This is a genomic window from Actinoplanes philippinensis (assembly GCF_900113015.1).
Lineage (GTDB): Bacteria > Actinomycetota > Actinomycetes > Mycobacteriales > Micromonosporaceae > Actinoplanes > Actinoplanes philippinensis.
This window is the reverse complement of record NZ_FONV01000002.1, coordinates 655222-667098: the sequence shown is the minus strand read 5'-3', so window position 1 is coordinate 667098 and position 11877 is coordinate 655222. Positions and strand designations below refer to the sequence as shown.

Sequence of the window (11877 nt, the reverse complement as noted above, 5' to 3'; positions counted from 1 at the left end):
CGCGACCTCGCCTTGTGACCCTCGCCTCGTGCCCTGCGGAGGAGCTTCAGCGTTGCCCACCCAGACGACCCTGACGCAGCAGTTCGCCACCGAGTACGCCAAAGGCGCGGTGCCCGGCATGCTCCGGGCCATCCGCACCATCAAACGCGCCAACAACCTGATCCTCGTCGGCGCGCTCGCCGCCAGTTACCTGCACCAGGCCCACTACCTGGCCACCCTGGGCGCCGGCATGTTCGCCTGGATCGTCCCCGCGGTGTTCGACCTGGCCATGCTCTCCATGCTGACGATCGCCCACACCGCCGGCATGGCCGCCGACGCCAAACGCGCCGCCATGAAGATCCTCGCCGTAGTGGTGGTCATCTCCGCCGCGGTGAACTTCGCCGCCCCCGGCCCCCTCGGCCTGCGCATCATCTTCGCCCTGGTGGTGGGCCTGGTAGCCGGAGTCGAATGGGTAGCCGCCAAGATCCGCCCCGACTTCGCCGCCATCGAGGCCCGCGAGGTGGCCGTGATCACCGAGGTCAACCCGAACCGCAAACTGGACCCGGAGGTCGCCAAGGCCCGGGCCGCGAAGGCCGCCGCCACCCGCCGGGCCAAACAGGAGGCCGCCGAAGCCGCGGCCAAGGCAGCCGAGGACGCGGCCCGGGCCCGTGCGGCCCGAGCCGCCGAACGAGCCAAGGCCAAAGCCGACCGAGAAGCTCTCGACCAGGCCGAACTGGACCGCTTCCTCCGCGCCGGCCGCGTGAGCCTCGACGAGCCGGTCGGCGCCCACCGCGCCTCCTGACCGCGCCTCCTGACCGGGCTTCCGGCCCGTTCTCGGCGCGAACAGGCCAGGCGGCAGTGCGTGCGCGACGGGCTCGCCGGAAGCAAGCGGGGACGATGTGGCGCGGGCGCTCGCCCGGACGATGCAGGCCACCTCGGAGGCCGCCCGGTTCCAGCGGATCCGAAACGTCGTCCACGACGACATCCTCGGCGTGGCGCACCGCGAGGGCGGCGGACGAGTCGGCCTGTACGCCGGATTCTGTGGCCGGTGACCTGGGTCGCCGGTGGCGGCCATCCATCTAGGCCTGCCGTTGCCGGCAGGCTCGAGCAGCCTACCCGCAGGCTCGGGCGAGCAGCCCTCGAACGCCTGCGCCGGCCTTCGCCTTGCGGCTCGGGCCTTGCTTGGCCTTGCTCCGGGTGGGGTTTACCTAGCCACCCCGGTCACCCGGGGTGCTGGTGAGCTCTTACCTCACCGTTTCACCCTTACCGAGCGCGTACGCCGTACGCCCCCGGCGGTCTGTTTTCTGTGGCACTTTCCCGCGGGTCGCCCCGGGTTGCCGTTAACAACCACCCTGCTCTGCGGAGTCCGGACGTTCCTCGGCGGCACCGGTGAGGGTGCCGACGCGGCCGCCCAGCCGACTCGTCCGTCGCGCCGCCATCCTACGTCCCACCTCGGCGCGCCCTACCGGCGACGTGCGGGCTTCACCGGTGGTGCGAGCGTGGGACGCGGGGGAGATCACCGCGCCGGGGTCCGGGGTGGCACGTAGGGTCGGCTGCACCATGGATGTCACGGAGATCTTGCTGCTGGTGGTGGCCGGGGTCGCGGCCGGGGCGATCAACGCGATCGCCGGGGGTGGGTCGCTGATCACGTTTCCCAGCCTGATCGCTATCGGACTGCCGTCGGTCGATGCGAATGTCACCAATTCGGTCTCGGTGTTCCCGGGGTATCTGTCGAGTGTCGCCGGGAGCCGGGCCGATCTGGCGGGGCAGGGGCGGCGGGTGCGGGCGACGATTCCGGCCGCGGTGACGGGTTCGGCTGCCGGGTGTGCGCTGCTGCTGCTCACGCCGGCCCGGGCGTTCGAGCTGGTGGTGCCGTTCCTGGTGCTGGGGGCGGCGGCGACGCTGGCGTTCCAGGCGCGGTTGCGGGCGCTCGTCGGGCATCCGCGGAGCATGTCGCCGCGGCGGGCCGCGGTGACGCTGCAGTGCGTGGTGTTCGTGGGGGCGATCTACGGCGGCTACTTCGGGGCGGCGCTCGGGGTCATGTATGTGGCGGCCCTCGCGCTCATCCTCGACGAGCCGTTGAAGCGGATCAACGCCCTCAAGAACGTGCTGTCGGCCACCGTGGGCCTGGTGACGCTGCTGGTCTTCGCGGCGTTCGCGCGGGTCGACTGGGCTGCTGTCGCCACCCTCGCGCCGGCCACGATCGTCGGGGGGTACGCCGGAGCGCGTCTCGCCCGGCGTCTGCCCCAGCGGGTCCTGAAATACCTCATCGTCACCTTCGGCGCCACCGTCGGCCTGTTCCTCTTCTACCGAGCCTCCCTCGGCTGAGCGTCGGCCCCGACCGCCGCGCCATGGAGGGACGCGGGCGGGGGTAAGGGGTGACCGGCCTGGGGTGAGGTGGCGAAAGCGGACATCGTGAGGTGGTGCCGCCGGGTCCGGGGCGGGAGTGCCGGGCCGCCACCGGACCCGGCGGCTGGGCCGGTCGCCAGCCGGTCCGGGGGAACGTCCTGTGGGGAACAGCGGGTGCTTACGGCGTACCACTGTGGGGGGTTTGCTCTGGAAGGCCGACCGCTTACCACCCGGAGGCGGCCGGTAAACCTCTCGTCCGGAGTTTTTCTCGGCGGAGGCCGCCGGCGATGGCGAGGACGACCTCCAGGGCGTCCTCCTCGTCGAGGCCGTGGAGGCTGCGGCAGGGGGTGGCGCGCAGGGCGCTGGGGGCCTCGCAGCCGTCGAGTCGCAGGACGATCAGGCGGCCGACGAGTGTGGACGCCGAGGCGAGCAGCGCCCAGTCGGCGGGCGTGCCGCGATGCTCCGCGGAGAGCAGCACGAGAACCGGGCCGGTGCTGCTGAAACGGCCCTCGGTGAGGCGGCCGGCGAAGGCGGGGTCGGCGGGGTCGAGACGGACCTCGTGGCCGGCCGCGCGGAGGGTGGTGGTGATCCATTGTGCCCATGGCTCGTCGGCGGGGGAGTGGGAGACGAGGACGGGCACTCTTCCAGGATGCCGGACGGAGTTCCACAGTGCTCGATGGGGTTTGCGTAGTCCGCCGATGGCGTGGTGTGAGAATGTCGTCCGTTGACGTGCAACTTGCACAACTCATAGTGTCGGTGTCGTGACTGCGGGTGGACCCTTATGGGAACGGGGGAGGCCAAGTCACGGGGGAATGCTGACAAAGCATCACGAATCGAGGAGCGCTCGATGACTGTCACGATCGGGATCAATGGACTCGGGCGGATCGGCCGAAGTTTGACCCGGATCGTGGCCTCCGTGCCGAACCCGGGTGTGGAGATCGCCGCGGTCAACGACATCGCGTCGACGGAGAAGCTGGCATACGGCCTCCGGCGCGACAGCATCCGGGGATCGTTCCCCGGCACGGTCACCGCCCGGGGGGACTACCTGGTGGTGAACGATCATGCCATCCGGGCGTTCCACCATGAGCGGCCGGAACGGATCCCGTGGGCCGACCACGGAGTGGACGTGGTCATCGAGGCCACCGGGCGGTTCCGCGCCGGGACCACCGCCCGCAACCACATCACCCACGGCGGCGCTCGCAAGGTGGTGATCAGCGCCTCCGCCGACGATCCGGACGCGTTCCTGGTCTTCGGGGCCAACCACCAGAGCTACGACCCGGCCGGCCACGACGTGGTCTCGCCGGCCTCCTGCGGGGTCAACGCGCTGACCGTGATGGCGAAGGTGTTGCTCGACCGGTTTGGGCTGGGCTCGGTCAACACCTCGGTCATCCTGGCCGGTCAGGGCTGGCAGCGGGTCCAGGACTCGGCCGTCGGCAACTCCCGCGACGACCCGCGCCTGGGCCGGGCTGGCGGGGAGAGCATCATCCCGCACAACTACGTGGTCGGTGACCTGGTACGGGTGGCGCTGCCGGAGATCGGCGAGATGCGCTACAGCTACTACTGCGTGCCCACCCCGATCGGCTCGCTCGCCGAGCTCTCCGGCCAGACCGGCCGCCCGGTGACCGCCGAGGAGGTGAACCGGGCGATGGCCGAGGCCGCCGCCGGCCCGCTGCGCGGCATCCTCGCCTACGACCCCGACCCGACCGTCTCCGTCGACGTCAAGAACAACTCGGCGTCGTGCCTGTTCGACCCATCCGGCACGCAGACCACCGCGGACGGCGGCGTGAAGGTGCGCGGCTGGTTCGACAACGAGTGGGGCTTCTCCAACCGCCTGCTGGACCTGGCCCGCCTGGTCGGCGAGCGTTTACCGGTCGGCTCCAGCCGGGTCTCGTGGAGCGTCGCCTAGGCTGGCGTCCGTGGTCGATCTGGCGGATGTGCAAGCGGCGGCGAAGCGTGTCGACGGACGGATCCGGCGGACCCCGGTGCTCGCCGCCGGCCCGGACCTGTGGTTCAAGCTCGAGTTCATGCAGCACGCGGGCTCGTTCAAGACCCGCGGCATGATGAACCGGATTCTCACCGGTCCGGTCACCTCGGCCGGGCTGGTCGCGGCCTCCGGTGGCAACGCCGGGCTGGCCGCCGCCTACGCGGCCCGTGAGCTGGGTCATTCGGTCGAGGTGTTCGTGCCGGTCACCGCGCCCGCGGTCAAGGTGGCGAAACTCGGCAAGCTGGGCGCGCGGGTGGTCCAGGAGGGCGGGGAGTATGCGGAGGCGTACGCCGCGGCCGTGGTCCGTGCGGAGGAGACCGGGGCGCTGTTCTGCCACGCCTACGACGACCCGGAGATGGTGGCCGGCAACGGGACCCTGGGCCTGGAGCTCGACGGGTTCGACACCGTCCTGGTGGCGGTGGGTGGCGGTGGACTGATCGCCGGGGTGACAGCCGCGCTTGCCGGGAAGGCCCGGATAGTCGGTGTCGAGCCGGTGGGGGCCTGCGCGCTGCATGCGGCACTGCGGGCGGGCCGGCCGGTGGACGTGCCGGTCTCCGGCGTCGCCGCCGACTCGCTGGGCGCTCGGCGAGCCGGAGACATCGCGTTCGAGCTGGCCCGGGCCGCGAGGATCGACTCCGTCCTGGTCGACGACGGCGCGATCATCGAGGCCCGCCGCCGGCTGTGGGACGAGTACCGGATCGTGGTCGAGCACGGCACCGCCGCGGCCCACGCCGCCCTGCTCTCCGGCGCCTACCGTCCCGAGCCCGGCGAGCGCGTGGTCGTCCTGCTCTGCGGCGCCAACACCGATCCGGCCGATCTGACCACGTAGACGTGCCGATTCGGCGACGCTCGTCTGGTGACGGACGAAAAGCCCGAAACGGATGCCCGGCCTGAACCGGACGCGGGGCTCGAAACCGGCGACGGGCCCGCGGCCGGTGCGACCTCGGTCCGGGAGTTCCGGCGGTTCGCGACCGCTGTCTGTGTCGTCGGCGTACTGGTGCAACTGCTCCTGACCGCCTACTACCTGGGCATGGGTCACAAAGCCGCCCCGCACGACCTGCCGGTCGGCCTGGTCGCCGGCGCCGAGCAGCGCCAGTCGATCACCGCGATGCTGGAGGAGAACGGGGCGTTCCGGGTCGCCGACTACACCTCGGCGGACGTGCTGACCACGGCGATCAGGCAGCGCGAGGTCTACGGCGGGGTGGACGTGACCGGCGGCGAGCCGGTGCTCTACGTGGCCGGGGCGGCCGGGGCCTCGGCGGCGTCGCTGCTGCGCACCACCTACAACGGCGTGATGCAGCAGCAGAAGGCGAAACAGCTCGCGCAGGCCACGGACCCGATCACGATCGCCGCGGCCCAGGCGCTGATCGCGCCGCCCAAGGTGGTCGACGTGGTGCCGCTGCCGGCGGACGACGTGAACGGGGTGTCGCTGGGCTTCCTCACCCAGGCGCTGTCCCTGGGCGGGACGATCGCCTCCATGGGGCTGGGGCGCCTGATTCCGCGTACCCGCAGATCCTGGCGCCGTGGCGTCGCCCACCTGGCGACGCTGTTCCTCTATGCGGTCGGCTCGGCCGCCGCGGTCCTCTGGTCGATGACCTGGTTCGGGGTCGGGGAGGGCGCCGACCGCCCGGAGATGCTCTACATCTTCTCGCTGATCTCGCTGGCGGTGACCGGTTCGACGGCCGGGGCGGTGGCCCTGCTCGGTCCGGCCGGCGCGCTGGTCGGCGCGTTCTACTTCACGATCGGGACGGTGATCTCGGGCGCCAGCATCCTGCCGGAGTTCCTGCCGACGTTCGGGCGGGAGCTGGGCGAGCACCTGCCGACCGGCGCGGGCGTGCAGGCGGTTCGTGACAATCTCTACTTCCCGGACGCCCCGATCGGCGGGCATCTGCTCGTGCTCGTGCTCTACGCGGTGATCGGCTGCCTGATCGTGCTCATCACCAACATTCTCCCCAACCGGACCGACCGGACTTCCGAGGTCGATCTGGGCCTGTGACCGGCGACCCAGCGGCAACCGTGGCCACCTCATGAACCGGCGCGTACGGTCGATCCGTACTTGAAGTGTCAAGTGCACAGGGAGAGGGCATGCCGGTTCGTACGCGCGTCACCGTTCCGCTGGAGTTCCCCGATGGGTATCGCACCACCGCGGAGGTCGTCACCTTCACCGGTCTGTCCGACGGTAAGGAGCACCTTGCGCTGGCCCTCGGGGACGTCGCGAAGGCCGAGGCCCCGCTGGTGCGCCTGCACTCCGAGTGCATGACCGGGGATGTGTTCGGCTCGCAGCGCTGCGACTGCGGCCCCCAGTTGCGGGAGGCCGTCGAGCGCATCACCGAGACCGGTGGCTACCTTCTCTACCTGCGGCAGGAGGGCCGTGGCATCGGGCTGTACGCGAAGCTCGACGCCTACGCCCTCCAGGATCTCGGCATGGACACCTACGAGGCCAACCGGGCTCTCGGCCACGCCGACGACGAGCGTGACTACACCGCCGCCGCGCAGATGCTGACCGCGCTCGGGGTCGCGTCGGTCGACCTGCTCACCAACAACCCGGACAAGCCACGGCAGTTGCGTGAGCTGGGCGTCGAGGTGCGGGCGGTCGAGCCGACCGGGGTGCACGCCTCCCCGGCCAATGTCCGCTACCTGCAGGCGAAGGTGGCGCACACCCAGCACACGATCGACCTGGCCCCCGCGTCCTGAGGTTCTCGCCGGTTGCGCCTCAGATTCCGTGGGGCGCGCCGAACGGGAAAGCGTGGGTATCGAGGGAGTGAATTCGCGCATCGCGGACATCCAGAGCCGGATCCTCGCGCTGCAGGGCCAGCAGGCCACGACCACGACGGCTCGCGCCCGGACGGAGACACCCGCCCAGGCGAGTTTCGCCAGCCATCTCCAGAGTGCTGTGGCATCCACCGGGGCTTCGGACAAAACCTACAAACTCAACAGCAAAGGTATCCCGGAGGATCTTGTCGCGTACGGGAACGGCAAGATCCCCCCGGAGGCGCTCGGCCGGGTCGGCAACACCGGGCACAAGCTCTGGGCCCCGGCCGCCGAGAGCCTGAACCGGATGATCGAGGACGCTCGCGGCCAGGGCGTCACGATCGGCATCACCGACTCGTACCGGCCGTACGCCGAGCAGGTCGACCTGGCCCGCCGCAAGGGCCTCTACTCGCAGGGCGGTCTGGCGGCCAAGCCCGGCACCAGCGAGCACGGCTGGGGCATGGCCACCGACCTGAAACTGAACTCCGAGGCGCTCTCCTGGATGCGGAAGAACGCCCGGAACTACGGATTCGTGGAGAACGTGGCCCGCGAATCCTGGCACTGGGCGTACCGCCCGCCGTCCTGACCTCTCCGCTCCGGCATCCGCCTGTTCCGGCCGCGTCCGCTTGTCCCGGCGGTGTCGGCTTGTCCCGGCGTGTCGGCTGTTCCGGCGGCGTCGGCTTGTTCTGCGGGCTCAGGCGCGGCAGAGGATCTCGCCGTGCGGGATGATCAGCCAGCCGTCCGGGTCGTCGGCCCACCGGCGCCAGCCGGCCGAGATCCGGCGCAGATCGATTTCGGTCGCGGCGCCGGTGCGCACCGCCTGCGCCGACATGTCTGACTTGAGGACCCGATCCTCCCACATGCCGCCCCACCACTCGCGGTCCTCCGGGTTGGCGAAGCACCACACGCTCGCCGTCGCGGTGACGTCGGTGAACCCGGCCGCCCGCGCCCACGACAGCAGCCGTCGCCCGGCGTCCGGCTCGCCGCCGTTGCCCCGGGCCACCCGCTGGTAGAGGCCCAGCCACTCGTCCAGCTCGGGCAGCAGCGGGAACCAGGTGAACGCCGCATAGTCGCTGTCCCGCGCCGCGACCAGGCCGCCGGGCTTGGTGACCCGTCGCATCTCGCGCAGCGCCGCCACCGGATCGGCCACGTGCTGCAGCACCTGGTGCGCGTGCACCACGTCGAACGTGCCGTCCGGGAAGTCGAGCGCGTGCACGTCACCGACCGCGAAGTCGACGCCGGTCAGGCCGCGGCGCGCGATCTCGGCGCGGGCCAGGTCGAGGGCCGGTTCGGTCTGCTCCAGGGCCGTCACCCGTCCGGGTGTGACCAGCTCGGCCAGCTCGGCGGTGATCGTCCCCGGCCCGCATCCGACGTCCAGCAGGGAAAATCCGGAGGAAAGATGAGGCAGCAGGTACGCCGCCGAATTCTCTGCGGTGCGCCACCGGTGTGAGCGCAAGACCGACTCGTGGTGTCCATGGGTGTAGGTCGCCATGGGGTCGACGCTAAGCCCGTTGTCCTCGAATGTGGGACAACCTTCCCACCATTTGGATAACGCGATTTCTTGCTTCGCTGATCAGGACGTAGTTTGGTGGCCATGAGGATCGGTATCGTCGGTGCGACGGGACAGGTGGGCGGCGTCATGCGCCGCATCCTGGCCGAGCGCCAGTTCCCTGTGACCCAGCTCCGGCTCTTCGCCTCCGCGCGCAGCGCGGGCCGCACGATCTCGTGGGGCGACGGCGACGTGACCGTCGAGGACACCGCCACGGCCGACTACTCCGGCCTCGACATCGTGCTCTTCTCCGCCGGCAAGGGCGGCTCCAAGGAGTTCGCACCCCGCTTCGCCGAGGCCGGGGCGGTCATCGTCGACAACTCGTCGGCGTACCGGATGGACCCCGACGTCCCGCTCGTCGTCGCCGAGGTCAACCCCGACGCCGCCCGGGTGCGGCCGAAGGGGATCATCGCCAACCCCAACTGCACCACCATGGCCGCGATGCCGGTGCTGCGCCCCCTGCACGACGAGGCCGGGCTGGTCTCGTTCATCGCCACCACCTACCAGGCGGTCGGCGGCGCCGGCCTCGCCGGTGTGGCCGAGCTCGACGAGCAGATCAAGAAGGTCGCCGACCGCGCCACCGAGCTCACCCACGACGGCTCCGCTGTCGAGTTCCCCGAGTCCAAGGTCTTCCCCAGGCCGATCGCGTTCAACGTGATCCCGCAGGCCGGCTCGTTCGTCGACGACGGCAGCAACGAGACCGACGAGGAGCAGAAACTCCGCAACGAGAGCCGCAAGATCCTCGATCTCCCGGAGCTGCTGGTCTCCGGCACCTGCGTCCGCGTCCCGGTCTTCACCGGCCACTCGATCCAGGTCAACGCGCGCTTCAGCCGCCCGGTCAGCCCCGAGCGGGCCCGGGAGATCCTCGCCTCCGCACCGGGCGTCGAGCTGTCCGACGTGCCGACCCCGCTCCAGGCGGCCGGCCGCGACCCGTCCTACGTGGGCCGCTTCCGGGTCGACCCGACCGCCGAGAACGGCCTGTCGTTCTTCATCTCCAACGACAACCTCCGCAAGGGGGCGGCCCTCAACGCGGTCCAGATCGCCGAGTTGGTCGCCGCCGAAATCGGCTGACGACCAGCGCTGATGCCGCCCGGGCGTGATGGTCCGGGCGGCATTGTCCTTCAGGGGTACGGGACAGCCCGTCCCCGACCGCAACCTTTCCCGTCCCGCGGCTACCGCGCGACGCGGCCCCGACGTCCCGGCGCCGGCGCGCCGCACGGGCGTATGCGTCCCTCACGGCCCACCCCGCGCGACTCTCCGGGCCCGGCTCACTGCCTCGCGCCCTGCGTGTTGCCTCGCGTCGTGCGTGCCGGCCCGCATCCTGTGTGGTGGCTCCCTCGCTCGCCGCCCTGGCCGGTGCCCGCGCCTCTTGGTCGGCCCTCGCCGCTTGGCGGCGTCCGTCGTCGGTCGGCGGTCTCATGCGTTCGGCCGTCCTCGTGGGCGTCCGGTGTGCTCCGGCGGGCCCGCGTTTTCAGCCCACGCCTCGTGGGCTTCCCGTGTGTTCCGGCAAGCTCGTGTGTTCGGCGCGCGCCGCGTGGGCGTCCGGTGTGCTCCGGCGACCCCAGGTGGTCGGCCGCGCATCTCATGGGCATCCGGTGTTCATCGGCGGTCCCGTACGTTCGGCGCAGTCTTCCGGGCTCCGGCGTTGATCATCGAGTCCCCGCACGAAAGTCATCGCCGCCTTTGTCGCCGAGGGAGGTTTTCGGCGGCTCGAGATGGGGATATTCGCCAGGTCGCGGATTGCAGGTCCCGCTGCTGACTGCTCCGATGGCTGGTTTTGTACAGTCGTGTCGGGTTTGCAGAGCCTTTGTTCAGCTTAACAATGGGAATTTGGGACTTTTTGCCCGAATCGGTAGCGCTTGGCCGATTTTAGCGGCACAGTGATGGAATGAACGACAGTGGGCTGGGCGCAGCGGGCTACTTCTGGTGCCTCCGCGACCACCGCGTGGAGAGCGGCGACGAAGTATGCCCTGCTCAATACCGGCTCGGTCCCTACGCCACGGCTGACGAAGCGACGCGGGCACTCGAGACCGTCGAGAAGCGCAATGCCGAGTGGGATGCCGAGGACGCCCGCTGGACAGGGGAAGCCAGCTGACGTAATCCGCCGCTCCGGCCGTCCCGAGCCGGAGCCGCGAGTCTCCCGGCGCGGACGTGCCCATTCGCAAGGAGGAACACCTCGATGCCCGCTGCCAAAAAGGCCTCGACAAGGCCCGCTGCCTCCGGCACGGGCCCACGACCCAAAACCACCCCATCCGGTACGGGCACCCGCGCGACCGCCTCCGCACCCGCTCGCGGCACGTCCGCCCCGAAGCCCCGCCCGGCCACGACCACGCCGGCCCCCAACACACGGTCGGCAGCAACCGCAGCGGCGAAGAGGCCGCCCGCCAAGCCCGTAGTGGCAGCCCCAAGGTCCGGCGCAGCCGCAAGGCCCACGCCCGCGAAGTCCCCGGCATCGAAGTCGACCACGCCGAGATCCACCGCAGTGAAGCCGCCGGTGACGAAGTCTGCAGCGACCAGGTCTGCCCTGACGAAGCCTGCAGTGAAAAAGTCGGCGACGAAGCCCGCAGCGGTTAAGTCTGTCGCGGTGCAGCCGGTGGCGATCAAGTCCGCAATAGTGAAGTCGACGGTGGCCAAGTCTGCCGCGACGAAGCCCGGAGCGACGAAGCTGGCAGCCACCAAGCCTGCAGTGGCGAAAAATGTGATGGCCAAGCCCGCGACATCCAGGTCTGCTGCCTCGAAGGCAGTCTCCAAGGCCATGGCGACCCCGCCTGCGACGGCCAAGTCTGCTGCTGGGAAGTCGGCGGCGGTACCCGCGACAGCCAAGACCGCAGCGGCCAAGCCGACGACCTCGAAGACAGCCGTGGCGAAGTCGATCGCGACCAAGCCTGTGGTGGCCAAGCCCGCGATCACGAAGTCTGCGGTGCCGAAGCCGACTGTAGGTAAGCCCGCAGCGGGCAAGCCCGCAGCGCCCAAGGCTGCCGTGACCAAGTCCGTGGTGGCCAAGTCTGCGATGACGAAGGCCGCGGCGGCCAAAGCTGCCGCGGCGACGAGCGGCGCGGCGGGCCGGAAGACGGTCGGGCCGGTGGTCGCGGGTTCCGCCAAGCGCTCGGCTGTCAGTGCCTCGGCCGGGAAGCCGGCCGCGGTCAAGCAGACAGTTGCGAAGCAGACCTCGAAGGCTGCCGTCGGGAAGCAAGCCGGAGCGAAGCCCGTCGAGACCACGCCGGCTGCCGGTCGGCGGTCCGCGGTGACGCCGACGTCCAAGGCG

Annotated in this window: 11 protein-coding genes, 1 other RNA gene and 1 pseudogene; 9 read left to right on the top strand and 4 right to left on the bottom strand. The window is 70.7% G+C overall.

Translation table 11 applies throughout. The annotated features are described in order from the left end of the window. Positions 1-52: 52 nt before the first annotated feature. Both BM290_RS06480 and BM290_RS51020 read left to right on the top strand, forming a co-directional pair. Positions 53-781 carry a DUF2637 domain-containing protein gene (locus BM290_RS06480; protein WP_239143410.1) on the top strand — a complete coding sequence of 243 codons (729 nt, stop codon included), beginning with the start codon at positions 53-55 and terminating at the stop codon, positions 779-781. Positions 782-872: 91 nt separating this feature from the next. Next, a pseudogene (locus BM290_RS51020) lies at positions 873-950 on the top strand (hypothetical protein); the annotation flags it as partial. Between the two features lie 41 nt (positions 951-991). On the opposite strand, the gene rnpB reads toward BM290_RS51020, so the two are convergent. Continuing rightward, positions 992-1402: RNase P RNA component class A (gene rnpB / locus BM290_RS06475), an RNA gene on the bottom strand. 137 nt (positions 1403-1539) lie between these two features. Here rnpB and BM290_RS06470 point away from each other — a divergent pair. Beyond that, positions 1540-2307, top strand: coding sequence for a sulfite exporter TauE/SafE family protein (locus BM290_RS06470; RefSeq protein ID WP_093610965.1), 768 nt, complete (start codon positions 1540-1542; stop codon positions 2305-2307). A 244-nt stretch (positions 2308-2551) separates the two neighbouring features. On the opposite strand, the gene BM290_RS06465 is transcribed toward BM290_RS06470, so the two are convergent. Further along, entirely contained in the window at positions 2552-2968 is a 417-nt protein-coding gene (locus tag BM290_RS06465; RefSeq protein WP_177319600.1) for a toll/interleukin-1 receptor domain-containing protein, read from the bottom strand. Between the two features lie 207 nt (positions 2969-3175). Here BM290_RS06465 and BM290_RS06460 point away from each other — a divergent pair, with 207 nt between their 5' ends. The 5 genes from BM290_RS06460 to BM290_RS06440 all read left to right on the top strand — a co-directional run bounded on the left by BM290_RS06460 (position 3176) and on the right by BM290_RS06440 (position 7649). Next, positions 3176-4234: a type I glyceraldehyde-3-phosphate dehydrogenase gene (locus BM290_RS06460; RefSeq protein WP_093610961.1), complete on the top strand. Its 1059-nt coding sequence runs from the start codon at positions 3176-3178 to the stop codon at positions 4232-4234. Positions 4235-4244: 10 nt separating this feature from the next. After that, positions 4245-5141, top strand: a complete 897-nt coding sequence (locus tag BM290_RS06455) for a threonine/serine dehydratase (RefSeq protein ID WP_093610959.1) — start codon at positions 4245-4247, stop codon at positions 5139-5141. A gap of 27 nt (positions 5142-5168) precedes the next feature. After that, a complete protein-coding gene (locus BM290_RS06450; protein WP_239143409.1) occupies positions 5169-6308 on the top strand; it encodes an ABC transporter permease in 1140 nt (379 codons plus the stop codon). An 89-nt stretch (positions 6309-6397) separates the two neighbouring features. Further along, positions 6398-7006 (top strand): GTP cyclohydrolase II, encoded by a 609-nt coding sequence (locus BM290_RS06445; RefSeq protein ID WP_093610957.1) that lies wholly within the window; start codon positions 6398-6400, stop codon positions 7004-7006. 52 nt (positions 7007-7058) lie between these two features. Next, on the top strand, positions 7059-7649 hold the full coding sequence (locus BM290_RS06440; protein WP_093610955.1) for a M15 family metallopeptidase: 591 nt from the start codon (positions 7059-7061) through the stop codon (positions 7647-7649). A gap of 108 nt (positions 7650-7757) precedes the next feature. Here the strand turns inward: BM290_RS06440 and BM290_RS06435 are convergent, their stop codons facing one another. Beyond that, entirely contained in the window at positions 7758-8555 is a 798-nt protein-coding gene (locus tag BM290_RS06435) for a class I SAM-dependent methyltransferase (protein ID WP_093610954.1), read from the bottom strand. A 102-nt stretch (positions 8556-8657) separates the two neighbouring features. Here BM290_RS06435 and BM290_RS06430 point away from each other — a divergent pair, with 102 nt between their 5' ends. Continuing rightward, positions 8658-9683 carry an aspartate-semialdehyde dehydrogenase gene (locus BM290_RS06430; protein ID WP_093610953.1) on the top strand — a complete coding sequence of 342 codons (1026 nt, stop codon included), beginning with the start codon at positions 8658-8660 and terminating at the stop codon, positions 9681-9683. 921 nt (positions 9684-10604) lie between these two features. Here the strand turns inward: BM290_RS06430 and BM290_RS48140 are convergent. Then, entirely contained in the window at positions 10605-11873 is a 1269-nt protein-coding gene (locus tag BM290_RS48140) for a hypothetical protein (protein ID WP_177319599.1), read from the bottom strand. Between the last annotated feature and the right edge of the window lie 4 nt (positions 11874-11877).

Excerpts from the sequence above, each read along its gene's own strand:
- BM290_RS06470 (WP_093610965.1), top strand. The coding sequence starts at position 1,540 with ATGGATGTCACGGAGATCTTGCTGCTGGTGGTGGCCGGGGTCGCGGCC.
- BM290_RS06460 (WP_093610961.1), top strand. The coding sequence starts at position 3,176 with ATGACTGTCACGATCGGGATCAATGGACTCGGGCGGATCGGCCGAAGT.
- BM290_RS06445 (WP_093610957.1), top strand. The coding sequence starts at position 6,398 with ATGCCGGTTCGTACGCGCGTCACCGTTCCGCTGGAGTTCCCCGATGGG.
- BM290_RS06435 (WP_093610954.1), bottom strand. The coding sequence starts at position 8,555 with ATGGCGACCTACACCCATGGACACCACGAGTCGGTCTTGCGCTCACAC.
- BM290_RS06430 (WP_093610953.1), top strand. The coding sequence starts at position 8,658 with ATGAGGATCGGTATCGTCGGTGCGACGGGACAGGTGGGCGGCGTCATG.